The sequence below is a fragment of the Pseudomonas orientalis genome (genome assembly GCF_022807995.1).
GTDB lineage: Bacteria > Pseudomonadota > Gammaproteobacteria > Pseudomonadales > Pseudomonadaceae > Aquipseudomonas > Aquipseudomonas orientalis_B.
In genome coordinates this window covers 237,206-260,071 of record NZ_CP094351.1, presented here as the reverse complement: position 1 = coordinate 260,071, position 22,866 = coordinate 237,206, and the positions used below count along the sequence as shown (strand labels likewise).

At 62.3% G+C, this 22,866-nt stretch carries 21 protein-coding genes and 2 pseudogenes; 12 read left to right on the top strand and 11 right to left on the bottom strand.

The genetic code is table 11. From position 1 onward, the window contains the following. The first annotated feature begins 126 nt into the window (after positions 1-126). Together MRY17_RS01030 and MRY17_RS01025 are read left to right on the top strand one after the other, a co-directional pair. Complete coding sequence (locus MRY17_RS01030; RefSeq protein WP_243353148.1) at positions 127-1,071, top strand: LysR family transcriptional regulator; 945 nt, start codon at positions 127-129, stop codon at positions 1,069-1,071. Between the two features lie 190 nt (positions 1,072-1,261). Then, complete coding sequence (locus MRY17_RS01025; RefSeq protein ID WP_243353147.1) at positions 1,262-2,869, top strand: alkaline phosphatase family protein; 1,608 nt, start codon at positions 1,262-1,264, stop codon at positions 2,867-2,869. A 121-nt stretch (positions 2,870-2,990) separates the two neighbouring features. Here the strand turns inward: MRY17_RS01025 and MRY17_RS01020 are convergent, their stop codons facing one another. After that, positions 2,991-3,896 carry a TauD/TfdA dioxygenase family protein gene (locus tag MRY17_RS01020; RefSeq protein WP_243353146.1) on the bottom strand — a complete coding sequence of 302 codons (906 nt, stop codon included), beginning with the start codon at positions 3,894-3,896 and terminating at the stop codon, positions 2,991-2,993. A 181-nt stretch (positions 3,897-4,077) separates the two neighbouring features. On the opposite strand from MRY17_RS01020, the gene MRY17_RS01015 reads away from it, so the two are divergent. Beyond that, positions 4,078-4,998 (top strand): LysR family transcriptional regulator, encoded by a 921-nt coding sequence (locus tag MRY17_RS01015; protein ID WP_243353145.1) that lies wholly within the window; start codon positions 4,078-4,080, stop codon positions 4,996-4,998. Positions 4,999-5,121: 123 nt separating this feature from the next. Here MRY17_RS01015 and MRY17_RS01010 read toward each other — a convergent pair whose 3' ends face one another. Next, positions 5,122-6,123 (bottom strand): ABC transporter substrate-binding protein, encoded by a 1,002-nt coding sequence (locus MRY17_RS01010; protein WP_191952621.1) that lies wholly within the window; start codon positions 6,121-6,123, stop codon positions 5,122-5,124. Positions 6,124-6,401: 278 nt separating this feature from the next. Here MRY17_RS01010 and MRY17_RS01005 point away from each other — a divergent pair, with 278 nt between their 5' ends. Next, positions 6,402-7,976 carry an ABC transporter permease gene (locus MRY17_RS01005; RefSeq protein WP_243353144.1) on the top strand — a complete coding sequence of 525 codons (1,575 nt, stop codon included), beginning with the start codon at positions 6,402-6,404 and terminating at the stop codon, positions 7,974-7,976. Next, a pseudogene (locus MRY17_RS01000) lies at positions 7,973-8,785 on the top strand (ABC transporter ATP-binding protein); the annotation flags it as partial. The gene MRY17_RS01005 and the pseudogene MRY17_RS01000, both read left to right, overlap by 4 nt. On the opposite strand, the gene MRY17_RS00995 reads toward MRY17_RS01000, so the two are convergent. After that, complete coding sequence (locus MRY17_RS00995; protein ID WP_243353143.1) at positions 8,775-9,845, bottom strand: fatty acid desaturase; 1,071 nt, start codon at positions 9,843-9,845, stop codon at positions 8,775-8,777. The pseudogene MRY17_RS01000 and the gene MRY17_RS00995 overlap by 11 nt on opposite strands. Positions 9,846-9,946: 101 nt before the next feature. On the opposite strand from MRY17_RS00995, the gene MRY17_RS00990 reads away from it, so the two are divergent. After that, positions 9,947-10,951, top strand: a complete 1,005-nt coding sequence (locus MRY17_RS00990) for an AraC family transcriptional regulator (RefSeq protein WP_243353142.1) — start codon at positions 9,947-9,949, stop codon at positions 10,949-10,951. 116 nt (positions 10,952-11,067) lie between these two features. Here the strand turns inward: MRY17_RS00990 and MRY17_RS00985 are convergent, their stop codons facing one another. Beyond that, positions 11,068-11,433, bottom strand: coding sequence for a response regulator (locus MRY17_RS00985; protein ID WP_243353141.1), 366 nt, complete (start codon positions 11,431-11,433; stop codon positions 11,068-11,070). Positions 11,434-11,533: 100 nt separating this feature from the next. Here MRY17_RS00985 and MRY17_RS00980 point away from each other — a divergent pair, with 100 nt between their 5' ends. Further along, on the top strand, positions 11,534-12,007 hold the full coding sequence (locus tag MRY17_RS00980; RefSeq protein WP_122463585.1) for a GlcG/HbpS family heme-binding protein: 474 nt from the start codon (positions 11,534-11,536) through the stop codon (positions 12,005-12,007). A 26-nt stretch (positions 12,008-12,033) separates the two neighbouring features. Then, positions 12,034-12,444: a hydroxyisourate hydrolase gene (uraH, locus tag MRY17_RS00975; RefSeq protein WP_243353140.1), complete on the top strand. Its 411-nt coding sequence runs from the start codon at positions 12,034-12,036 to the stop codon at positions 12,442-12,444. Here the strand turns inward: uraH and MRY17_RS00970 are convergent. Further along, positions 12,439-13,125 (bottom strand): Crp/Fnr family transcriptional regulator, encoded by a 687-nt coding sequence (locus tag MRY17_RS00970; RefSeq protein ID WP_243353139.1) that lies wholly within the window; start codon positions 13,123-13,125, stop codon positions 12,439-12,441. The two genes, uraH and MRY17_RS00970, sit on opposite strands and share 6 nt — an antisense overlap. An 83-nt stretch (positions 13,126-13,208) precedes the next feature. On the opposite strand from MRY17_RS00970, the gene MRY17_RS00965 reads away from it, so the two are divergent. Next, positions 13,209-13,736 (top strand): DUF962 domain-containing protein, encoded by a 528-nt coding sequence (locus tag MRY17_RS00965; protein WP_243353138.1) that lies wholly within the window; start codon positions 13,209-13,211, stop codon positions 13,734-13,736. 125 nt (positions 13,737-13,861) lie between these two features. On the opposite strand, the gene MRY17_RS00960 is transcribed toward MRY17_RS00965, so the two are convergent. Genes MRY17_RS00960 through cysT form a run of 3 tightly spaced genes read right to left on the bottom strand, consistent with a single transcriptional unit; the run spans position 13,862 to position 16,550 of the window. Further along, entirely contained in the window at positions 13,862-14,842 is a 981-nt protein-coding gene (locus tag MRY17_RS00960; protein WP_057725349.1) for a sulfate/molybdate ABC transporter ATP-binding protein, read from the bottom strand. Positions 14,843-14,845: 3 nt separating this feature from the next. Next, a complete protein-coding gene (gene cysW / locus MRY17_RS00955) occupies positions 14,846-15,718 on the bottom strand; it encodes a sulfate ABC transporter permease subunit CysW (RefSeq protein ID WP_122686303.1) in 873 nt (290 codons plus the stop codon). A 13-nt stretch (positions 15,719-15,731) separates the two neighbouring features. Continuing rightward, entirely contained in the window at positions 15,732-16,550 is an 819-nt protein-coding gene (gene cysT / locus MRY17_RS00950; RefSeq protein WP_181283855.1) for a sulfate ABC transporter permease subunit CysT, read from the bottom strand. A gap of 45 nt (positions 16,551-16,595) precedes the next feature. On the opposite strand from cysT, the pseudogene MRY17_RS26465 reads away from it, so the two are divergent. After that, positions 16,596-16,703 (top strand): annotated as a pseudogene (locus MRY17_RS26465) (outer membrane lipoprotein carrier protein LolA); the annotation flags it as partial. Positions 16,704-16,742: 39 nt separating this feature from the next. On the opposite strand, the gene MRY17_RS00945 reads toward MRY17_RS26465, so the two are convergent. The 3 genes from MRY17_RS00945 to dibA form a co-directional block, all read right to left on the bottom strand. After that, positions 16,743-17,753, bottom strand: a complete 1,011-nt coding sequence (locus MRY17_RS00945) for a sulfate ABC transporter substrate-binding protein (RefSeq protein ID WP_124356527.1) — start codon at positions 17,751-17,753, stop codon at positions 16,743-16,745. Positions 17,754-17,899: 146 nt separating this feature from the next. Continuing rightward, on the bottom strand, positions 17,900-18,082 hold the full coding sequence (oscA, locus tag MRY17_RS00940; RefSeq protein ID WP_010565387.1) for a sulfur starvation response protein OscA: 183 nt from the start codon (positions 18,080-18,082) through the stop codon (positions 17,900-17,902). Between the two features lie 300 nt (positions 18,083-18,382). After that, positions 18,383-20,296 (bottom strand): phosphodiesterase DibA, encoded by a 1,914-nt coding sequence (dibA, locus tag MRY17_RS00935; RefSeq protein WP_243353137.1) that lies wholly within the window; start codon positions 20,294-20,296, stop codon positions 18,383-18,385. Positions 20,297-20,461: 165 nt separating this feature from the next. Here dibA and desA point away from each other — a divergent pair, with 165 nt between their 5' ends. Continuing rightward, positions 20,462-21,646 (top strand): delta-9 fatty acid desaturase DesA, encoded by a 1,185-nt coding sequence (gene desA, locus MRY17_RS00930; protein WP_181283853.1) that lies wholly within the window; start codon positions 20,462-20,464, stop codon positions 21,644-21,646. Positions 21,647-21,834: 188 nt separating this feature from the next. Continuing rightward, positions 21,835-22,836, top strand: a complete 1,002-nt coding sequence (locus MRY17_RS00925) for a sensor domain-containing diguanylate cyclase (RefSeq protein WP_181283852.1) — start codon at positions 21,835-21,837, stop codon at positions 22,834-22,836. The last annotated feature ends 30 nt before the right edge of the window (positions 22,837-22,866 follow it).

The following is a 22,866-nucleotide window of genomic DNA, read 5'->3' as shown; positions in this document are numbered from 1 at the left end:
CAAGGCATATTCCTTAAGGTTATTTATTTATGGTTTTAAGAACATTTACTGCATAAGAGATAGCCTTTATAAGGAGTCGACCTAATGCATAGCCAATGCATTTCCCGGATATTTTTGATGTGAAAAATGCATATCGACCTGCGCCAGCTTCGCCACTTCATCGCCCTCGCCGAACACCGCAGTTTCGTCGCGGCGGCGTTGACGGTGAACCTGTCGCAATCGGCCTTCAGCCGCAGCATCCAGGCCCTGGAACACAGCGCCGGGTGCCAGTTGGTCGACCGTGGGCGCAAAGACCTGGCGCCGACCAAACAAGGCCAGGTGCTGCTCGAACATGCCCGGCGCCTGGTCAGCGGCGCGCAGCAACTGGCCAATGAGATCAGCCAATTCAACGGCCTGGAGGCCGGCGAGTTGCGCTTCGGTTGCGGCCCGGCGCCGGCCGGTGGCTTGATCCCCCGCGCCATCGGCAGTTTTATCGGGCGCTACCCCAAGGCCCGCGTGCAGTTCCAGGTGGACGACTGGGAAAGCCTGAGCAAACGCCTGCTCAGTGAAGCGTTCGAGTTTTTCGTCGCCGACACCCGCCACTTCGAAGCCAACCCCGACTACCACACCCACCGCCTGCGCCCGCGCCGCTGGTATTTCTGCTGCCGCATCGGACACCCCCTCGCCACCCACGAAAGCATCAGCCCCGTCGAACTGATGAGCTACCCGCTGGCCGTGACCATCCGCCCGCCGAACCTGCGCAAAGTCATCGTCGACCTCAGTGGCCGACCGGACTACCTGCCCAACGTCGAATGCGAAAACGGCTACAGCCTGCTGGGCGTGGTACTGCGCTCGGACGCCATCGGCATCGTCAGCGCCAACAGCGACGTGCTGCACATGGCACGGGGCGAGTTGGTGTATTTGAAGATCGAGGGGCTGGATGAAAACCTGGAGGAGCGTTACACCCGCTACGGGATTGTCAGCCGTGCGGGGTATCGGCTGTCGCCGTTGGCGGAGGCGATGATTGAGCAGATCAAGGAGGTAGATGAGTTGGATGAAGATATTTGCACGCTTGAGAATATCGCTGTGTGAACCGACGCCATCGGGGGCAAGCCTCCTCCCACATTTGGAATGCATTTCAAGTGTGGGAGGAGGCTTGCCCCCGATGACGTCGGTAGCCACACCCATGCATTCACTGCATAAAACCCAGACCTCAAATGCACTTGCCAGCATGCCCCCGAACGGCGAAAAAACGCTCCTGTCCTCCGACCGGTGAATCCCTATGTCTGAACCAAAACCCGTACGCAACGTGCTCTACATCATGTGCGACCAACTGCGCCGCGATTACCTGTCGTGCTACGGCCACGCCCATTTGCACACGCCGAATATCGACCGTCTCGCCGCAGCCGGCGTGCGTTTCAGCCGCGCCTACACCCAGGGCACCATCTGCGGCCCGTCGCGGATGTCGGCCTACACCGGGCGCTACGTCAGCAGCCATCAGGTGGCGTGGAATGCGGTGCCGCTGCCCCTGGAAGAGCTGACCATCGGCGACTACCTGCGCCGCCACGGCATCCGCACCGCGCTGGTGGGCAAGACCCACGCCACGCCGAACCTGGAGGCCTTGCAGCGCTTGAATATCGACCCTGAAAGCGCCCAGGCCGAGGCGCTGAACGAAGTGGGCTTCGACACCTATTTCCGTCACGACGGTATTTACCCCGACAGCCCGCTGTTCGAGGACAAACGCGAGTCCGCGCCCTACACCCATTACCTGCGCGAGCAGGGCTACAGCGGCAGCAACCCGTGGCATGAATGGGCCAATGCCGCACAGGGTGAAAACGGCGAAGTGCTCAGCGGCTGGCATATGCGCAACGCCGGGTTGCCGGCGCGGGTTGCCGAGCCGCACTCGGAAACCGTCTACACCACCGACCGCGCCATCGACTTTATCCAGGAGCAGGCCGAACAACCCTGGTGCCTGCACCTGTCCTATATCAAGCCGCACTGGCCCTATATCGCCCCGGCGCCGTACCACGCGCTGTATGGCGCCGAGCATATCCAGGCGCCGATTCAACCGGCGCACACCAGCGATCACCCGGTGTACCAGGCCTTTCGTCAACACCAGGAGAGCCTGAACTTCTCCCGCGACGAGGTGCGGCTCACGGTGATTCCAACCTACATGGGGCTGATCAAACAGATCGACGACCAGCTCGGGCGGCTGTTCGATTTCCTGCAAAGCAACGGGCGCTGGGATGACACGCTGATCGTGTTCACCAGCGACCATGGCGACTTCCTCGGCGATCACTTTCTCGGTGAAAAGGAATTCCTGCTGGAGCCTGCCGTGGGCATTCCCCTGATCGTGCGCGACCCGCGTGCCAGTGCCGATATCAGCCGTGGCTCGGTGGATGCGCGCCTGGTAGAGACCATCGACGCACTGCCGACCTTCCTCGACGCCCTGGGCCTGCCTGCCGCCGAGCATCGCCTGGAAGGCCGCTCGCTGATCCCGCTGCTGCACGGTGAACCGACGCCTTGGCGTGACTATGCGATTGCCGAGTACGACTACGCCTTCCAGGCCCCCGCCCGCGAGCGCCTGGGCCAGCCGATCGACCGTTGCCGCATGACCATGGTGCGCAGCGAGCGCTGGAAATACCTGGCCTATGACGGCTTCCGCCCGCAGCTGTTCGACCTGCACAACGACCCGCAGGAAGTACACGACCTGGGCGCCGACCCGGCCTATGCCGACGTGCGCGAGGTGCATGTGGGTTATCTGTTCGACTGGCTGCGCGGGTTGAAGCGGCGAACCACCATCAGCCACACCGAGATTGAGGTGCGTGGCCAATGGTTTCGCTACGGTGAGCCGGAGGCGGAGAAGGTGGTGCAGATCGGCGTCTGGTAGAACGATGCAAATCACTGTGGGAGGGGGCTTGCCCCCGATGGCGGTGTGTCAGCTACTGAAAGGTTGACTGACACTCAGCTATCGGGGGCAAGCCCCCTCCCACATTTGGATTTGTGTTTGCCTAGAGACCTTTGGTGGTTTTGCTGGCTTGCCCCTGCACACCCACCGGCACATCGCCCTTGAGCGTCACCCGGCGCACGATGCGCTCTTGGGTGCCGTAGTCGTCCACCGCGTAATGCTGGGTCGCGCGGTTGTCCCAGATCGCCACGTCGCCGCTGTTCCAGCGCCAGCGCACGGTGTTTTCCAGGCGGGTGACGTGGCTTTGCAACAGGTTGAACAGTTGCGTCGAGTCGGCCTGGGAATAGCCTTTGAGGCGTTTGACGAAGTGCCCCAGCAGCAAGGTTTTCTCACCGCTGACCGGGTGCACACGCACCACCGGATGCTCGGTTTCATACACCGTCGAGGTGAACACCTTGCGGTACTCCTCGAGCCGCTCCACCGCCACATCCGGCTTGAGCGCGGCGTAGTCGTATTCGTTGCTGTGGATGGCCCAGAGGTTATCCGCCAGGGCGCGCAGCTCGACGCTGAGGTCGTCGTAGGCCGCCGAGGTGTTGGCCCATACGGTATCGCCACCGGATGTGGGCGCCAGCACCGAACGCAGGATCGAAGCTTTGGGGTAGGCATCGACGAAGGTCACGTCGGTGTGCCAGGAATTGGCGCGCTGGCCGCGAGTACCGTCCAGCTCCATCAGGAAACGCGTGCCGGCACGCACCGGCACGGTCGGGTGGGCAATCGGCTCGCCGAGCAGATGGGCAAAGGCCTCCTGGCTCTGGTCGTCAAGGTGGGACTGTTGGCGAAAGAAGATCACCTTGTACTGCACCAGCGCGTGCTGGATGGCGTCGACAGTGGCGGCATCGAGATGCCCCGACAGTTTGATGCCACGGATCTCGGCGCCGATGCGGCCGGCGACCGGATGAATGTCCAGTGCCTGGGCGATGGGTTGAACAGCTAATGCGGCGTTGCTCATTGTGGTGACCCTCATGTGCCTGCGGATGGTGAAACGCTCGTCGGCAACGCTCTATTAATATGCTTTTTAGATCTAGCAAATTAACGAATGCTTCGTTGACGGAATAAGAGCTTGCATTTAAAACCTCAGCTGCGTCGCTCGCAAATGCCTTCGACATATTTTTCAAATGCCGGGAATGCATATGGATCTGCGTCAACTGCGCTACTTCATTGCCCTCAACGAACACCGCAGTTTCGTACGCGCGGCGGACGCCATGGGCATCACTCAACCGGCGTTCAGCCGCAGTATCCAGGGGCTGGAACAGGAGTTCGGCTGCGTGCTGATCGACCGTGGCCACAAGGACCTGCGCCCGACGCCGGAAGGCCAGGTGGTGCTGCAACACGCCCTGACCCTGGTGCACGGCGCCGCCTTGCTGAGCAGTGAAGTCACGCGCATGACCAAGCTCGATGCCGGCGAGCTGCGCTTCGGCTGCGGCCCGGCGCCGGCGGTGAAGCTGGTACCGGATGCGGTGGCGCGGTTTATCGGCGCGCACCCGAAAATCCGCACCAGTTTCCAGGTGGACAACTGGGAAAAACTCAGCCGCGCCCTGAGCCGCGAGGAGATCGAATTCTTCATTGCCGACATCCGCCAGTTCGAAGCTGACCCGAACTTCCAGACCCGTGCGCTGACCGCCAAGCGCGGCGTGTTTTTCTGCCGCCCGGGGCACCCGCTGCTGGCCAAGGACAGCCTGTCGACCAATGACATGTTCGACTACCCGCTGGCCGCGCCGCTGATCTCCCAGGGCATTCGCAAACTGCTGGCGAACCTGAGCGGGCGCATGGATTTTTCACCGAGTATCCAGACCGAACACTTCCCGGCGCTGGTGAAAATCGTGCTGCAGTCCAACGCCATTGGCGTGGGCACCGAGGAAGCGTTCGCCGAGGACGTCGCCAACGGCGCGCTGGTGCTGCTGCACTGGCGCAACCTGCCGCAGAACATGGAGACCCTGAGTGCGCGGTGCGGGATTGTCAGCCGTACCGGGTCGCGGTTGTCGCCGGCGGCCAAGGCGATGATTGAGATGGTGGTGGAGGTCGACAGGCAGGATATAAGTTTGGCGGTCTGAAGGGCCTCATCGGGGGCAAGCCCCCTCCCACACTGGATTGGGTTCACAAGTTCTGGTGTGTGAATACATTCAAATGTGGGAGGGGGCTTGCCCCCGATAGCGATCCCCCAGGCACCACTGGGCTCAAAGCCCCGCCGCCACCAACCCAGGCGCCACCCACTCACTCACCTGAAACGAGCGGCGAATCAACTTCTCCCTGGAAGCCAGATCCACCGCATCCTGCAATTTTCCCAGGAACACCGGATCCAGCGTCGCGGGGAAAATCCGGCTGAGTTGCTGGTCCTGCAAATCCTTGGTCAGGATCACCGGCGGATAGCTGGCCAGCCCCGACACCAGCTCGATGTAGGCCTGTTTGTTGTTGTCATCGGTCAACCATTGCACCGCCTGCTGCTGGGCCTTGAGCAACTTGGCCACGGCGCCTGGATGCTCGTCGACAAACTGTTTGCTGCCCACCAGCACCGCCTGGATGCTGCCGGCGCCGTTCAGGTCCTTGGTGGTCAGAGCGATCTCGGCCAGCCCCTTGGCTTGCAGCGCCGTGAGGTTCGAGCCGCCCCAGGTCGCGTCGATCTGCTTGGCGGCCAACGCCGCACCGGCCGCGTTGTAATCCAGGTTGATGACTTTCAGGTCCTTTTCACTCAGGCCCTGGCTGGCCAATGCGCTGTCGAATGACAACTGGCTGGCCGTGCCGCGAAACACCGCGACGCGCTTGCCCTTGAGGTCGTGCAGGGTCTTGATGCCCGAGCCGGGCACCACGCCCAGGTACTGCTTGATGTCCCGCGCCGTGGCGCTGAGCAAGCGGGTATCCAGGCCATTGGAACGGCCAATGATGGCCGCCAGGTCGCCGAGATAAGCGAGGTCCACCTGGCCATTGGCGAAGGCTTCGTTGATCACCGGGCCCGCGCCCTTGAAGTAATTCCACTGAATCGTGATGCCCTGGTCGGCAAAGGCTTTTTCGAAGATCTGTTGTTGGCGCAATACATCGGTAATACCGCCACCGCTGTGTTGGCTTCCGGCGCTGAGGTCGGGCACGGCGATGCGGATTTCCTTGAGCTCGGCGGCCTGCACCAGACCCGCCAGCGCGGTAGCGGCGAACAGCGTGATCAGACGTTTGAAGGGCAGTTTCATAAGGGCAGCTCCTGGTGGGCGACGGTCGCCTGGGGAGCTGAAAGTAGCCATAGGCAGATAGAAACTTTAAATACTATAAATTCACAATTTAATAACCTTTTGAACTATGCGAGACAAACCGCAGGCTGCAGCGAGCTATGCATAAACAGCATGGAAAATATTCTCCGAATGCATTGGATGCGTATCAGGTACGGGCTTTAAATGACCTTTCTTATCTCACAATCATCTTGATTACGTTTTTATAAGATCGAAATCACATAACCAAAGGGAGGTCCTCGATGGCCCGGACCGCACGGTTGAGCACGCCTCTGACAACGCCCACATTTCGCTGGCCGGCGCTCAGCCCCTGGCTGTTGCCGCTGGCGCTGTTTGCCTGGTGGTGGCTGGCCAGCCGCAATCAGTGGATGAGCGAGCAAATCCTGCCGCCGCCTGCACTGGTGTGGAGCAGCGCGGTGGAACTGGCGGGCGGCGAGCTGTGGGACCATCTGGCGATCAGTGTGCAGCGCCTGTTCTGGGGCTTGCTGGCGGGCATCGGCGCCGGGGCTTTGCTCGGCGCCTGGCTGGGCTTCAGTGCGCGCGCCGAGCGCCTGGTGTTTCCTGCCTTCAGCGCGCTGGCGCAAGTACCGACCCTGGCGTGGATTCCGTTGTTCATGGTGTTTTTCGGCATCGGCGAAACCCTGAAACTGGTGGTGCTGGTCAAGGCCATCGTGGTGCCCGTGACCCTGCATACGCTGGTCGGTGTGCGCGATGCGCAGCCGCAGTTGCGCGAAGCTGCGCGCGTGCTGCGCCTGCCCACTCACCTGCTGATCCGCCAGCTGATCCTGCCCGCCGCACTGCCGGCGTTCATGGCCGGTGTGCGCCTGGCCCTGGCGGCCGGTTGGACGTCGCTGCTGGCGGTGGAGTTGCTGGCCTCCAGTGAAGGCATCGGCTACCTGATGGTGTGGGCACGCCAGTTGTTCATGCTCGATATTGTCTTTGTGTGCATCGTGGTCATCGGCGTGCTGGGCGTGGTGATGGACCGTGGCGTCGGCTGGCTGGATCGCAAATGGGTGCGCTGGCCGCATCCGGCCACGGCGCACATCCGACGCGGCCCGCGTTACCAGGGTTGGCAGCGCCTGCAGCCGTGGCTGCTGCCGCTGGGGTTGCTGGCGTTGTGGCAGGTGGCGACGCAACACGGCTGGGTCGACGCAAATATCCTGGTGAGCCCATGGACGGTGCTGCAGACAACCGCCACGGGCGTCGTGGATGGCACGCTGTCGGGCGCGCTGGGCAAAAGCCTGGGGCGCACCCTGGGCGGCCTGGTACTGGGCGCCAGCCTGGGGTTCGCCATGGGACTGTGGCTGGGCTTGTCACCGCGCAGTGAGCGGGTGCTCGGCCCCACCCTGGCGGCGTTGCGCCAGATCGCAATCTTCGCCTGGGTGCCGCTGCTCACGGCCTGGTTTGGCCTGGGGGAATTGGCCAAGTGGGTGTTCATTGGCCTGGCGGCGTTTTTCCCGCTGTTTATCGCCACCCAGCGCAGCGTGTTGAACCTGTCACCGCAACTGAGCGAAGCCGCGCAGGTGCTGCGCCTGAACCTGTTCCAACGGCTGCGCCGCCTGATACTGCCCGGCGCGGCCGCGGGCATTTTCGCCGGCCTGCGCCTGAGCCTGATCTACGCCTGGCTGGGCACCATCGGCGCGGAATACTTCATGCCGTCCAATGGCGGCATCGGCAGCCTGATGATCGGCGCCCAACAGCTGCTGCGCATGGATTTGATCATGAGCGGCATGCTGCTGGTCGGCCTTACAGGCGCCACCCTCAACCTTATCGGCCAACGCCTTGAAACCCGCGCCACCGGCTGGAGACACGCATGAACGCACCGATTGTCAGCTTCAACCATGTGGGCAAGTCTTTCGAGGTGGATGGCTTCGAACTGGAAGCCATCCGCGAATTCAACCTGCAGATCGTCGAGGGTGAATTTGTCGCGATTGTCGGTTCGAGCGGCTGCGGCAAGTCCACGCTTTTACGCTTGCTGGTAGGGCTGGATACGCAGTTTCGCGGACAGATCCAGGTCGATGGCAAGCCCGTGAACGGCATCGGTGGCGAACGCGGCATCGTGTTCCAGGAGCACCGCTTGTTTCCGTGGCTGACGGTGGCGCAGAACATCGGGCTGGGCCTGGTCAATGAGCCCTTGAGCGAGGCCGAGCGCAGCCGACGCATTGGCGATTTTATCGAACTGGTGGGCCTTACCGACTTCACCCGCGCCTATCCCCATCAACTCTCCGGCGGCATGGCGCAACGGGTGGCGATCGCCCGCGGCCTGGTGGCCAGCCCACGGATTCTGCTGCTGGACGAGCCCTTCGGCGCACTGGATGCACTGACCCGCCAGCAGATGCAGGACGAACTGCTGGCGATTCGCGCCCGCGCCAAAATCACTACGGTGCTGGTGACCCACGACGTGGAAGAGGCGATTTTCCTCGCCGACCGTGTGGTGGTGATGGAACCCCGACCGGGGCGGATCAAGCAGGTGGTCGAGATCGCCCTGCCCCATCCGCGCCAGCGCAGCAGCTTTGAATTCCACCAATTGCGCGAAGAGCTGCTGCATGAACTGATCAGCGACGATCACTACCAGCCGCCGGGGCGCGAACAGATTCGCGACCTGCCGCTGGCGTTCATTGCTTGCTCAAAGCGAGTTCGCTGTCCGGTTGCGCTTCGCGTTCAAACCGATTGGCCCGCGCAAAGGTGCCGAAATCATTGAAGCGCACGCCCATCTCGGCCATGACCGTGTGCGCCACCCTGACCGTCATCTGGCGGATATAGAACGGCTCCTTCACCACGAAATGGTGGATGCCGTGGGTGCTGCCGAAATTGAAACAGAACGCCTGCAAGGGCCACATCCACCAGGGGTTGAGCACCTGGGTCTGCTGGATCACATTGCCCGGCTCCACATCGCCGTAGTAGTGCATGTTGGAGCTGACAAAGTGCAGGCAAAAGGTGCGCAGCACGTTGGGGCCGATGATCACCACCGCCGCGATGTCGATCACCTGCATCATTTGCAAGGTGCCGGCTGACCACTCGATGGGCATGCCCAGCAGGCCGGCGATGCCATTGGCGGCATGAAAGCCGAGAAAGACGTACCACGCGCCCCAATGCAGCAACGCCAGGGGGGCGTACACCAGCAACACGCGCTTGAGGATGCTGAACCTGTGCGGCCAGGTCCTGGCGCGCAGCAGGCGGATCACGGCGGACATCATGTTGTCACCCACCATCAGCAAGCGTGCGATGCCCCAGGGCTCGCCGTTGGTGATCGCACGCTCTTCCATATCGGCCTCGGTACCGGAGACCTTGTGATGATTGAGATGCAGGTGCCGGCGAATCCACGGGTTGATCGTGCTCGGCCGCGCCAGCCACACCAGGCCCATCATCAGGTTGTGGGGCACGCGCTGCTTGCGAAAGTACATGCTGTGGATCAGGTCGTGTTCCAGCTCATGGGTGAGTGAGGCGAAGAAAGCATTGAGCAGCAGGCACACCCACCAGGCAATGTGACCGCTGATATACAGGGCTGCCGAACCCAGCATGCCGACCAGTGCGAACGCCAGGATGCCCGCGCCCAGCGCGTCCTGATGCAGCAGCCAGGGATGCCGCCGGCGCAGGCGCGCGCCCTCGGCCAGCACCACCTCACGGATATGCGCCGAGCGCTGTTGCGCGTTCATCTGCTGGGGACTTGCACAAGTACCGTCCATGCTTCCATTCTCTTGTGGAGTGATGCCTGCATCCTGCACCCAACCCTGGCGCAGGCTGCTAGCTCCGCACGCCAACCTGTTGACCGCAAGCGCCAATCGCCATGACTGAACCGACTTCCCTCGCCAGCTGGACCCGCGCCCTGCGCAAGCAACTTGATGCCTTGGGCCTCGACAGCGCCGCGCTGTGCCTTGAGGCGGGCCTTGACCCGCTGCTGATGGACGACCCGAACGCGCGCTACCCGTTGTCGGCCACTACGCGCCTGTGGGCACTGGCGGTGCAGGCCAGTGGCGATCCGGCGATTGGCTTGCGCGTGTCGCGGTTTGTCAGCCCCACGACCTTTCATGCATTGGGTTACGCGCTGGTGGCCAGCGGCAGTTTGCGCGAGGTGTTCGAGCGCATCGTGCGCTATCACCAGGTGGTCAGTGATGCCCTGACCCTTGAGTTGAGCCGTCATGGCGACGGCTACCGTTTTCGCCTGCTGCAACCCGACGGCAGCCCGGCGCCGGCGCCGGAAGCCATCGATGCGTTTGCAGCGATCTATGTGCGTACCTGCCGCAATCGCCTGGGGCGCGACTACGCACCGCTGGCGGTTTACCTGCGGCGCCCGGAACCGGTCGACCCCGCGCCCTGGCACAGGGTGTTTCGCGCGCCGGTGTTCTTTGGCGCCGAGGAAGACCGCCTGGAGTTCGCCGCCCACGACTTCGACAGCCACCTGGACGACGCCAACCCGGAGTTGGCCGAACACAATGAAACCGTGCTCAAGCGCACCCTGGCGCAACTGCAGCCGCTGACCTGGGAGCGCAGGGTGCGCGCCGCCATCGAGGCACAACTGCCCGACGGCGAACCCGGCGCGGAGCGGATCGCCCAGGCGCTGCACCTGAGCTTGCGCAGCCTGCAGCGGCACCTGGCGGATGAAGGCTGCCGGTTTGACGCGTTGCTCAATGAATGCCGACAGAACCTGGCGCTGTTGCACCTGCGCGACCCGCAGTGCTCATTGGCCGAGATCAGTCATTTGCTGGGGTTTGCCGATACCAGCAGTTTCAACCGGGCGTTCAAGCGCTGGACGGGGATGACGCCGGGGCAGTTCAGGGAGGGGTTGGGGTAGGTGAATGGGGGTGTTTTTGAGGGCCTCATCGGGGGCAAGCCCCCTCCCACATTTGAATTGTGAATACTTTCAAAGTGTGGGAGGGGGCTTGCCCCCGATAGCGGTGCCACTGGCAATCACCGCCCCCGATCACGCCGCAACAACTTCCTCACCCGCGCCACCAACGCCTTGGCATCAAACGGCTTGAGCAAGTAATCATCCTCATGCAATTCCAGCCCACGCAGCCGATCTTCAATGCCATCAGGCGTGGTCAGGAACAGCACCGGCGTATCTCCGCGCTGGCGAATCGCCTGCTGCAACTTCCAGGCATTCAGGCCCGGCAGCATCACATCCAGGATCACCAGGTCGTACTCGGTGCTTTCCACAAAGCGCTGCGCCGCCATGCCGTTGGCCGCCACTTCCACGCCGAAACCGGCTTCGCTCAGGCCCTGGGCCATGCGTTGCGCCAGTTGGGGCTGGTCTTCCACTAACAACACCTGCATGCCTTACCTCTGGGTTTGATTACAAACCTGTCATCAAATTGTGCGGCTTTTGACCACGTCCACTGGCTACCGTGACGGCCTGCCTTCTGGAGCCCTCACCATGTTTCGCACTGCCTTGTTCCTGAGCCTCGCCGTGGCGACTGCCGCCCAGGCCACACCGCAACTGCCACGTCACGCCGAGCTGGACCTGCGCACCGCACGCCAACTGGCCGATGCCGGCCTGGCGCACTGCACCGCCGCGCTGACCGTGCTCGACCGTGGCGGCAACCTGTTGCTGGGCCTGCGCGCCGACGGCGTCGGCCCCCACAACAGCCTCGCCAGCCAGCGCAAGGCCTACACGGCGCTGTCGAGCAAAACCCCGACCCGGCTGTTCGCCGAGCGCGCGCGCAACAACCCCGAGGCCGCCAACCTTAACAGCTTGCCCGAGTTGCTGTTGCTCGGCGGTGGCGTGCCGCTGTTCGCCGACGCCGAGCTGGTCGGCGCGCTGGGCATCGCCGGTGCCGGCGGCGCCGCGCAGGACGAAGCCTGCGCCGTACAAGCCGCCGAGCAACTGGGCCTGAAAATCACCCCCTGATTACCCCTGTCAAAAAGGACGTCTCGATGAAAACCCTCAGCATGACCCTCGCCGCCCTCAGCCTGAGCGGCCTGTGCACAATGGCCATGGCCGCCGGCAACCCGCTCAGCGTGCACGTGCTCAACCTGGAATACGGCCTGCCGAGCGCCGGCGTCAACGTCACCCTGGAAGAACACGTGGGCGATCAATGGCAATCGCTGTCCCAGGGCGTGACCAACCAGCAGGGGCGCATCGCCGAACTGTTTCCCGCTGATCGCAGCATGAAACCGGGCGAGTACCGCGTGGTGTTCAAGACCGGCGACTATTACAAGAAAGCCAACCGCGAAACCTTCTTCCCCGAAGTGCCGGTGATTTTCCAGGTCAAGCAGGCCGATCAGCACTACCACATCCCGCTGCTGCTCAGCCCTTACGGCTTCTCCACCTATCGCGGTTCATAGTCCGGCAGCCAGGCGCAGGCCATTGAGGTCGAGAATCTCGATGGCGCCGTAGCTCAAGCCAAGAATGCCCTGTTGCTCCAGCGCCTTGAGCAGGCTGTTGGTGGTCTGGCGCGACAGGCCGAGCATCGCCGCCAGGTCCTCCTGGGGCAGTTGCAACACCCGGCGCGCTTGCGTTCGCTCACCGTAGCCCTGAGCAATCATCAGCAGCCGATGGGCCAGGCGCGCCGACGCGGGCATCAGGCTCATCTGTTCGATATTGATCAAGGACAGGCGCAGTTTGTGGCTCATCAACAGGGCCACATCGCGCCAATACGTCGGTTGCCGCTCGAGAATGCCGAGCATCGCCGCCTGCGGCACCTGCGCCAGCGTGCAAGGGCCTGTGGCGAGCGCATCGTGGGTGCGCGGCAGCTTGTCGAACAGGCAGATCTCGCCGAACCAGTGAGGCGTCTCCACCAGGCTCAGCACCGCTTCCTTGCCCTCGGCATTCACCGCACTGATGCGCACCGCCCCTTCCAGTACCGCATACAGGCCACACGGCGGATCGCCGCGCTTGAACAGAAACTGCCCCGCCGTCAGCGTGCGCAACCGCGCCGCCGCCAGCAGGCTACGCTGCAAGTGTGCAGGCAGGTGGCCAAACCAGTGGCCGCTGGCCAAATGCGCGTGCCATGTGCCTGTGTCCATGGGAACTCCGAAGATTGTCGCCCAGTTGACAGTTAGGCGCCGACTGACAGGGCATGATCAAACATCCTACAGGAGGAACAACAATGAAAAGCCTCGTCGACCACCTCAGTCAATACGCCGCCTACCACCGCGACCCACGCAATATCGCCAGCCATTTCATCGGCATTCCCTTGATCGTGGTGGCGGTGGCCGTGCTGCTGTCACGCCCCGAATGGACGGTGGGCGCGCTGTGGATTTCCCCGGCGGTGCTGCTGGCGCTGTTTTCGGCGTGGTTTTACCTGCGCCTGGAACTGGCCCTGGGCACCTTGATGACGCTGCTGATGGGCTTGTCGGTATGGGCCGGGCACGTGCTGGCGGCGCAAAGCACGACGGTGTGGTTGAGCAGCGGTATCGGGATGTTTGTGGTGGGCTGGGTGATTCAGTTTGTCGGGCATTACTACGAAGGCAGGAAGCCGGCGTTCGTGGATGACGTGTCGGGGCTGATTGTGGGGCCGTTGTTTGTGGTGGCGGAGCTGGCGTTTTTGCTGGGGGTGCGCCAGGCGCTGAAGCAGCAGATTGAGCAACGCTCAGGCCCGGTGACACGCCGCGATCTCAAGCCCAGCAGGATCTGAATGTGGGAGGGGGCTTGCCCCCGATGGCGGTGGATCAGTCAGCATATTTGTGACTGACACACCGCTATCGGGGGCAAGCCCCCTCCCACATTGGCCCGGTTTTCAAATGGGGTTCCGGGGTGTGCTCAGGCTTTTTGCCAGACCTTGGGTTTGAAGAACAGGGTCTCGCCACGGGTCAGGCCGGTCAGGCTGTCGTGGTCCTTCACCACTTCGGCTTCGATCAGCTCGGGCTGGCCTTCGACCTTGAGGGTCACGCGAGTCGTCGCGCCCAGCGGCCGGATGTCGCGCACCTCAGCCGCGTGGTGATCCTCCAGCTCATGCCGCGACAGCGACACTTCGTGCGGGCGAAACAGCAGGTGTTTGTCCTCGCCCAGGTGCAAACGGTTGGAGTCACCCAGGAAGTGGTACACAAAATCGCTGGCCGGGTTTTCGTAGACGTCGCCCGGTGAGCCGATCTGCTCGATCACGCCCTTGTTCATCACCACGATACGGTCGGCGACTTCCATGGCTTCTTCCTGGTCGTGGGTCACGAACACCGAGGTCAGGTTGATATCTTCATGCAGGCGCGCCAGCCAGCGGCGCAGTTCCTTGCGCACCTTGGCATCGAGGGCGCCGAAGGGTTCGTCCAGCAGCAGCACCTTGGGCTCCACCGCCAGGGCGCGGGCCAGGGCGATACGCTGGCGCTGGCCGCCGGAGAGTTGTTCCGGGTAGCGATCCGACAACCAGTCGAGCTGCACCATGTTCAGCAGTTCGTGAACCTTGCTTGCGATCTGGCTCTCGGTGGGGCGCTGGTTTTTCGGCTTCATGCGCAGGCCGAAAGCGACGTTGTCGAACACGGTCATATGACGGAACAGCGCGTAGTGCTGGAACACAAAGCCCACGTTGCGATCACGCACATCGTGGCCGGAAACGTCCTCGCCGTGGAACACGATGCTGCCGGCGTCCGGGGTTTCGAGCCCCGCTATGATGCGCAGCAAGGTGGTCTTGCCGCAGCCGGACGGGCCGAGCAACGCCACCAGCTCGCCACTCTGGATATCCAGGTTGATGCTGTCCAGGGCCTTGAAGGCGTTGAAGTTCTTGCTGACATTACGGACTTCGATCGACATGACTTATTCCTCACCGGCGCTGTTGCGCAGGCGGTTGATTCGGTTCTCGCTCCACTGCTTGAGCAGCAGGATGAAGAGCGCCAGGATCAGCAACAGGCTGGCCACCGCAAAGGCGGCGACGTGGTTGTATTCGTTGTAGAGAATCTCGACATGCAGCGGCAGCGTGTTGGTGACGCCGCGAATATGGCCGGACACCACCGACACCGCGCCGAACTCACCCATGGCCCGCGCCGTACAGAGCACCACGCCGTAGATCAGGCCCCACTTGATGTTCGGCACGGTGACATGCCAGAACATCTGCCAGCCGTTGGCACCGAGCAGGCGCGCGGCTTCTTCTTCCTGGGTGCCCTGCTCCTGCATCAGCGGGATCAGCTCACGGGCCACGAACGGCACGGTGACGAAGATGGTCGCCAGCACGATGCCGGGCAAGGCGAACACAATCTGGATGTCATGGTCCTGCAACCAGGGGCCGAAGAAACCCTGGGCGCCGAACATCAGCACGTAGACCAGGCCAGCGATCACCGGGGACACCGAGAACGGCAGGTCGATCAGCGTCACCAGGATGCTTTTGCCACGGAATGAATATTTGCTCACGCACCACGCGGCGCTGACGCCAAACACCAGGTTGAGCGGCACCGAGATCACCACGGCGATCACCGTGAGTTTCAGCGCCGACAGCGCATCCGGTTCAAGGATCGCGGTAAAGAACGCGCCGAGGCCGTTCTTCAGGCCCTGGGACACCACGATCAACAGCGGCAGCAGCAGGAACAGCGCAAACACCAGCCAGCCGAGGCCGATCAGGATACGTCGCGAGGTCGCGCTGCCACGCCGGGCGGCGTTGGCCGAGGACGCGGCGGAAATAGACGATTGGGACATGTTCCGCGCCTCCTTATGGACGTTCGATGCGCCGCTGCAACAAGTTGATCAGCAGCAGCAGGACAAAGGAAACCACCAGCATCAGCACACCGATAGAGGTGGCGCCGCGGTAGTCGTACTGGTCGAGCTTGACCATGATCAGCAACGGCAGGATCTCGGTTTTCATCGGCATGTTGCCGGCGATGAAAATCACCGAGCCGTACTCACCGACGCCACGGGCGAAGGCCAGCGCGAAACCGGTCAGCCAGGCCGGCAACAGGGCCGGCACCAGGATGTGGCGGAACACTTGCAGAGGCTTGGCGCCCAGGCAGGCGGCGGCTTCTTCGACTTCCCGGGGGATGTCGGCCAGTACCGGCTGCACCGTGCGCACCACGAAGGGCAAGGTCACGAAGGTCAGCGCCAGGGTGATACCCAGCGGGGTATAGGCGATCTTGAAGCCCAGGTCGGCGGCGAACTGGCCCACCAGCCCGTTGGGCGCATACAGCGCAGTCAGCGCGATGCCGGCCACGGCGGTGGGCAAGGCGAATGGCAGGTCGATCATCGCATCGATAATCTTGCGTCCGGGGAAGGTGTAGCGCACCAGCACCCAGGCCAGCAGCGTGCCGATCACGCCGTTGATCAGCGCGGCGTACAACGCGGTGCTGAAGCTCAGCTTCAACGCCGCCAGCACGCGCGGCGCGGAGATGATGTTCCAGAACTGATCCCAGGTGAGTTGAGCGGCGTGTACAAACATCGCCGCCAGGGGGATGAGCACGATCAGGCTGAGGTACACCACGGTGTAGCCCAGCGTCAGCCCGAAGCCGGGTATGACGGGGGAGGTACGACGCGACATAAGAGTCCTTGGTTAAGGGAACAGACATGCAAAACCCGCAAACGAATGCGGGCTCTCCTGACCCCTGTAGGAGCGAGCTTGCTCGCGAAGATCGTCAACGATAACGCGGGCAGTCTGAATGCACGCGGTGCCTTGAAGTTTTTCGCGAGCAAGAGCTAGCCGCCCGCCTCGCTCCTACAGTGATCGGTGTGTTTATTGCGCCGTGTAGATCTGGTCGAACACGCCACCGTCGTTAAAGAATTTCGGTTGGGCAGTTTTCCAGCCGCCGAAGTCTTTGTCGATGGTGACCAGGTCCAGTTTAGGGAACTGCTGGGCGTATTTGGCGGCGACTTTCTCATCGCGTGGGCGGTAGAAGTTTTTCGCCGCAATCTCCTGGCCGGCCGGGCTGTACAGATGCTTGAGGTATTCGGTAGCGATTTCGGTGTTGCCCTTTTTCTCGGCGTTCTTGTCAACCACGGCCACCGGCGGCTCCGCGAGGATCGACAGGGACGGCACGACGATGTCGAACTTGTCGGCGCCGCCGTCTTCCTTGAGCGCCAGGAACGCTTCGTTTTCCCAGGCCAGCAGCACATCGCCCTGACCGTTGTTGACGAAGGTAATGGTGGAGCCGCGCGCGCCGGTGTCGAGGATCGGCACGTGCTTGAACAGCGCTTGAACGTATTCCTGCGCCTTGGCCTCGCTGCCGCCGGTCTTGAGGCCATAGGCCCAGGCGGCGAGGAAGTTCCAGCGCGCACCGCCGGAGGTTTTCGGGTTAGGCGTGATCACCGACACGTCGTTCTTGATCAGGTCGCCCCAGTCCTTGATGCCTTTGGGGTTGCCCTTGCGCACCAGGAACACGATGGTCGAGGTGTACGGGGTGCTGGCATCCGGCAGGCGGGTTTGCCAGTTTTCCGGCAGGGTCTTGCCCAGCTTGGCGATTTCGTCGATGTCGCCGGCCAGGGCCAGGGTCACCACGTCGGCGCGCAGGCCGTCGATCACCGCGCGGCCTTGCTTGCCCGAACCACCGTGGGATTGCTGGATCTTGACGTTGTCGCCCGGGTGGGACTGTTTCCAGAAGCTGGTGAACTCAGCGTTGTAGTCCTGGTACAGCTCACGGGTGGGGTCGTACGAGACGTTGAGCAACTCGTAGTCCTTGGCGACGGCGGAACCGGCAAACACGGCACTGGCCAGGGCGGCCAGGGCGTAACGGCGAATCGACGACATAGAAGCTCCTGAAATTCTTATGTTGGCGCAACCCTGTAGGAGCGAGCTTGCTCGCGAAAAACCCAAGAGCACCGCGTTAAACCTGATGCGCTGCGTTATCGTTGGCGTTTTTCGCGAGCAAGCTCGCTCCTACTGGTGGCTTATTCTTAGGCGGGTTTGTTACCCGGGTTCTGCAGACGAAATTTTTCCTTGCGTTCGATCTGTACCACTTGCGCGTTGTGTACGGTGATTTCCACCGCGCCAAACCGCAGATCGCGCAGGGCGCTCTGGATCTCACGCAAAATGGCTGCTTCGTCCTGGCCGTCGACGCTACGTAGAGATGCGCTCATGGTCTCGCTCCTGAAATGAATAGTGCCTGGCAGTGGCGGCACTGCTTGCGGCGTGAGAGCGATAGTAGATAAGCGCGGATATTCTTAAAAATACTATTTAAGAATGTTTATATAACCAGAAAGAATTTTCTGACAGGACGTGGGGTTGCGCGTGGGTTTTGAACCACAGCACTGAAATAAAGCCTTGTGCAGTTCCAATGTGGGAGGGGGCTTGCCCCCGATAGCGGTGTATCAGGTTAGTCACTCTTGGCTGACACACTGCCATCGGGGGCAAGCCCCCTCCCACATTTTGGCTGTATTTCAACTCTGGATAGGGGGTGCCCGGGTCCAATCTATCTCCTGGGCCGGCACCGGCTTGCCAAACCAGTACCCCTGCCCCATGTCACATTCCTGATCCAGCAGGAAGCGGGCCTGCTCCACCTGCTCGATCCCCTCGGCATGCACCTGCATGCCCATGCTTTTGGCCAGGGCGATGACCACCCGCACGATGGCGGCGTCGTCTTCATCCCACGGCAGGCCTGCGACAAAGCCCTGGTCGATCTTGAGTTTCTGCACCGGCAGGCGCTTGAGGCGCAGCAGCGAGGAATAGCCGGTGCCGAAGTCGTCGATGGCCAGGCGCAACCCCAGCTCACGCAGGCGGTGCAGTTGTTCGAGGGCGACTTCCGGGTCGTCCATTACCGCGCTTTCGGTGACTTCCAGCTCAAGGAAGGCCGGGTCCAGGCCTGTGTCGTGAAGCACCTGGCCCACGTGTTCGTAAAGTTCGCGCCGGGCAAACAGCCGGCTGGACACGTTGACGGCGATAAAGCCCAACGGTGCGCCCTCCGCCAGCCACTGGCACATCTGGCGGCAGGCCTGGTTCATCACCCAGGCGTCGATGTCGGCGATCAACCCGGTGCGCTCGGCGATGGGGATAAACTCACCCGGCGGTACCAGGCCGCGTTCCGGGTGCTGCCAGCGCACCAGCGCTTCGACGCCGATCAGGCGGCTGTCCTGCAGGCCGTGCACCGGCTGGTAATAGACGCGCAGTTCCTGTTGCTCAAGGGCGCGGCGCAGTTCGCTGGCGATCTCCACCCGATTCTGCGCGTGAGCGGTCAGTTCCTCGGTGTACAGGGCGTAGCCTTCACGTCCCGCATGCTTGGCCTTGAACAGGGCCGAGTCGGCGTTGCGCAACAATTGCTCGGCGCTCAGCGCATCGCTGGGAAACAGGCTGATGCCGATGCTGGCGCTGATAAACAGCTGGTTGCCGTCAAACACAAACGGCTCCTTCATGGCGTCGAGCATGCGCTGCGCCATGGCAGCTGCCTGCATCACCTGTGGACAACTCTCCACCAACACCGCGAACTCGTCGCCGCCCAGGCGCGCCAGGGTCACCCCGGGCCTGAACAGCCCCTTGAGACGCTCGGCCACCAGCTTGAGCAGCTGATCGCCCACGTTGTGGCCCAGGCTGTCATTGATGATCTTGAAGTGGTCCAGGTCCAGCAGCAGCAACGCACAGCCACGCTTGTGCACTTGCGCCGAGGCCAGGGCCTGCTCGGCGCGGTCGGTGAACAGCAGGCGGTTGGGCAGGTCGGTCAGCGGGTCGTGATTGGCCAGGTGCGCCAGTTCATGTTCGGAGTCCTTGATGGCGCTGATGTCCGAAAACACGGCGACATAGTGGCTGATGTGGCCTCTCTCATCGCGGATGACGCGGATGGTTTGCCACTGTGGATAAATTTCTCCGCTCTGGCGTCGGTTCCAGATTTCGCCGCTCCATTCGCCGTCGCGCTCAAGGGTCTGGAACATCTGCCGATAAAAATTCGACGAATGGCGGCCGGACTTGAACAGGCTGGGGGGCTTGCCCATGACGTCTTCGCGCCGGTAGCCGGTGATCTCCATGAATGCCCGATTGACGTGCACGATCACGCCCCGGGCGTCGGTGACCAGCACGCCTTCGCGGGTGCAATCAAACACCGCAGCGGCCTGTTGCAGGCGCTCATGGTTTTCTTTCAGGGGTTGTTGCAGTTGGTGGACACGGGCGAAACGCACACCCATCAGGCCGATAGCCAGCGCGCTCAGGCCCGCCCAGACATAGCCGCGCCATTGCAGCCAATGCGCCAGGGCCTCGGGTTCATCGATAAAGTTGATCAATAAGTGGTGGCTGAGCCTGAGCCATACGATGGAAATCAGCAGGTATACCAGCCCCGCACGCAGGGCTCCTCGGTATGTAAACAGCATATGGTCAGTAATCCTTACCAAAAAACAGAATCGCCCTACGAAGGCTGAGGATTATAGAATAAGAAACATCCAGTCACTCCTATCTGAAAGGGCGGCTGGTTTTCTCTGTAGGCTTAGTGATAATGCGTGAGCTGTTCTTTACTTTATCTGAGGGCCATACAGCCTATGTGGTACAACGGTTTTCTTGACCTGTCAGCCTGGCAACTGGTGGCAGTCACGCTGTTGATGACCCACGTGACCATTATTGGGGTCACGGTCTATCTGCACCGTTATTCAGCCCATCGCTCGCTCGAGCTCAATGCCGGCCTGAAACACTTCTTCCGCTTCTGGCTGTGGTTGACCACGGCGCAGAACACCCGCGAGTGGACCGCTATCCACCGCAAGCACCATGCCAAATGCGAAACCGCCGATGACCCGCACAGCCCGGTGATCAAGGGCCTGTCCACCGTGCTGCGCAAAGGTGCCGAGCTGTACCGCGCCGAGGCGGAAAACCCCGAGACCCTGCGCATCTACGGCAAGAACTGCCCGGACGACTGGATCGAACGCAACCTCTACACGCGCTTCCCGCTGCTGGGCGTGGCGCTCATGGGCGTTATCGACCTGCTGCTGTTCGGCACCATCGGCATCACCATCTGGGCGATCCAGATGATGTGGATCCCGTTCTGGGCCGCCGGCGTGATCAACGGCCTGGGCCATGCCGTGGGCTATCGCAACTTCGAATGCCGCGATGCCGCCACCAACCTGGTGCCGTGGGGCATCATCGTCGGCGGCGAAGAGCTGCACAACAACCACCACACCTACCCCAACTCAGCCAAGTTGTCGGTCAAGAAATGGGAGTTCGACCTGGGCTGGGCCTGGATCAAGGTGTTCAGCTTCCTGCGCCTGGCCAAGGTGCAGCGCGTCGCGCCGATCGCCCACCGCGTCGAAGGCAAGGGTCATCTGGACATGGACACGGCCATGGCGATCCTCAACAACCGCTTCCAGATCATGGCCCAATACCGCAAATTGGTCATCGGCCCGTTGGTCAAGCAGGAGCTGGAGAAAGTCGATCACTCGGTCCGCCACCAGTTCCACCGCGCCAAGCGTCTGCTGTCGCGGGAAACCAGCCTGCTGAACGATCGCCACCACGTGCGCATTCAAAGCATGCTGGAACACAGCCAGGCGCTGAGCGTGATCTACGAAAAGCGGCTGGCGCTGCAGCAGATCTGGCTCAAGACCAGCACCAACGGCCATGACATGCTGGCTGCGATCAAGGAATGGGTACACGAAGCCGAAGCCAGCGGCATCCAATCCCTGCGCGATTTTGCCCACCAATTGAAGACCTATTCACTGCGCCCCGCAGGGGTCTGACGCGACTGCGGGAGGGCTCGCCCTCCCGCACACTGGCTTTCTGACGCCATTTTCCGGGCACCGTCAATCGAGCCCGATCACGGAACTTCACTGCAATTCCCCTCTCTCAAAGAACACTTCGCCATCATGGTGACCCCTTGTAGTGACCGCTGTTCCATCCTGCGGCGCGCCCAGAGAGAGTTGTTCCGATGGTTCACGAAAAGCCCTGCACGCCTGATGTGTCCACTGCCCAGCCACCACGCCCGGCGGCGGCGTCGACGCTGTTGGCGCTGATGCATGCCCAGGGTGAGGTCGAGCGCCTGAGTGAGCGTGAGCAACTGCTCAGCTCGCTGCTGGTGAGCGTGAATGCCGTGTTGTGGGCCATCGATTGGGAAACCCGCCGCGTGCTCTACGTCAGCCCGGCCTATGAGCGCATATTCGGCCGCAGCGCCGGTTTGCTGCTGGCCGACCATCGGGAATGGCGCAACAGCATTCACCCCGAAGACCTCGACTACGCCGAACACAGCCTGGCCCGTGTATTGGAGCAGGGCGCCGTGGAAGACCGCGAATACCGCATCGTCACGCTCGACGGGCAGATCCGCTGGCTCAGCGACAAATGCTATATCAACCAGCAGGCCGAGCCGGGCAAGCCGCTGATCGTTGTGGGTATGGCGGAGGACATCACCGAAAAAAAGCACCTGGAGCTGGAACTGCATCGCCTGGCCACCACCGACGTGCTGACCCAGAGCAGCAACCGACGGCACTTCTTCGAACTCGCCAACCAGGCCTTCGACAGCGCCTGCGCGCAGGGCACACCGCTGGCGTTCCTGCTGCTGGACATCGATGATTTCAAAGACATCAACGACACCTACGGCCATCTGGAGGGCGACCAGGTGCTGCGGCGTATCGCCGAAAGCGGGCGTGGGGTGTTGCGCCGTGGCGACCTGTTCGGACGTATCGGTGGCGAAGAATTCGCCGCCGTCCTGCCCGGTTGCGCCCCGGAGATGGCCCTGCAGGTGGCCGAGCGGCTGGGCAAGGAAATCCAGGCGTTGAGTTTCAGTGTCGAAGGCCACGCCTTTACCGTGACGGTCAGCCAGGGATTGACCAGCCTGCGCGAGGATGACTCAACGCTGGACAAACTGTTCGGCCGCGCCGATGCGGCGATGTATGAAGCCAAGCGTCAGGGGAAGAATCGCGTGATTGCAGCCTGACACTGTTCGAAATGTGGGAGGGGGCTTGCC

Excerpts from the sequence above, each read along its gene's own strand:
- MRY17_RS01030 (WP_243353148.1), top strand. The coding sequence starts at position 127 with ATGCATATCGACCTGCGCCAGCTTCGCCACTTCATCGCCCTCGCCGAA.
- MRY17_RS01025 (WP_243353147.1), top strand. The coding sequence starts at position 1,262 with ATGTCTGAACCAAAACCCGTACGCAACGTGCTCTACATCATGTGCGAC.
- MRY17_RS01020 (WP_243353146.1), bottom strand. The coding sequence starts at position 3,896 with ATGAGCAACGCCGCATTAGCTGTTCAACCCATCGCCCAGGCACTGGAC.
- MRY17_RS01015 (WP_243353145.1), top strand. The coding sequence starts at position 4,078 with ATGGATCTGCGTCAACTGCGCTACTTCATTGCCCTCAACGAACACCGC.
- MRY17_RS01010 (WP_191952621.1), bottom strand. The coding sequence starts at position 6,123 with ATGAAACTGCCCTTCAAACGTCTGATCACGCTGTTCGCCGCTACCGCG.
- MRY17_RS01005 (WP_243353144.1), top strand. The coding sequence starts at position 6,402 with ATGGCCCGGACCGCACGGTTGAGCACGCCTCTGACAACGCCCACATTT.
- MRY17_RS00995 (WP_243353143.1), bottom strand. The coding sequence starts at position 9,845 with ATGGACGGTACTTGTGCAAGTCCCCAGCAGATGAACGCGCAACAGCGC.
- MRY17_RS00990 (WP_243353142.1), top strand. The coding sequence starts at position 9,947 with ATGACTGAACCGACTTCCCTCGCCAGCTGGACCCGCGCCCTGCGCAAG.
- MRY17_RS00985 (WP_243353141.1), bottom strand. The coding sequence starts at position 11,433 with ATGCAGGTGTTGTTAGTGGAAGACCAGCCCCAACTGGCGCAACGCATG.
- MRY17_RS00980 (WP_122463585.1), top strand. The coding sequence starts at position 11,534 with ATGTTTCGCACTGCCTTGTTCCTGAGCCTCGCCGTGGCGACTGCCGCC.
- uraH (WP_243353140.1), top strand. The coding sequence starts at position 12,034 with ATGAAAACCCTCAGCATGACCCTCGCCGCCCTCAGCCTGAGCGGCCTG.
- MRY17_RS00970 (WP_243353139.1), bottom strand. The coding sequence starts at position 13,125 with ATGGACACAGGCACATGGCACGCGCATTTGGCCAGCGGCCACTGGTTT.
- MRY17_RS00965 (WP_243353138.1), top strand. The coding sequence starts at position 13,209 with ATGAAAAGCCTCGTCGACCACCTCAGTCAATACGCCGCCTACCACCGC.
- MRY17_RS00960 (WP_057725349.1), bottom strand. The coding sequence starts at position 14,842 with ATGTCGATCGAAGTCCGTAATGTCAGCAAGAACTTCAACGCCTTCAAG.
- cysW (WP_122686303.1), bottom strand. The coding sequence starts at position 15,718 with ATGTCCCAATCGTCTATTTCCGCCGCGTCCTCGGCCAACGCCGCCCGG.
- cysT (WP_181283855.1), bottom strand. The coding sequence starts at position 16,550 with ATGTCGCGTCGTACCTCCCCCGTCATACCCGGCTTCGGGCTGACGCTG.
- MRY17_RS00945 (WP_124356527.1), bottom strand. The coding sequence starts at position 17,753 with ATGTCGTCGATTCGCCGTTACGCCCTGGCCGCCCTGGCCAGTGCCGTG.
- oscA (WP_010565387.1), bottom strand. The coding sequence starts at position 18,082 with ATGAGCGCATCTCTACGTAGCGTCGACGGCCAGGACGAAGCAGCCATT.
- dibA (WP_243353137.1), bottom strand. The coding sequence starts at position 20,296 with ATGCTGTTTACATACCGAGGAGCCCTGCGTGCGGGGCTGGTATACCTG.
- desA (WP_181283853.1), top strand. The coding sequence starts at position 20,462 with ATGTGGTACAACGGTTTTCTTGACCTGTCAGCCTGGCAACTGGTGGCA.
- MRY17_RS00925 (WP_181283852.1), top strand. The coding sequence starts at position 21,835 with ATGGTTCACGAAAAGCCCTGCACGCCTGATGTGTCCACTGCCCAGCCA.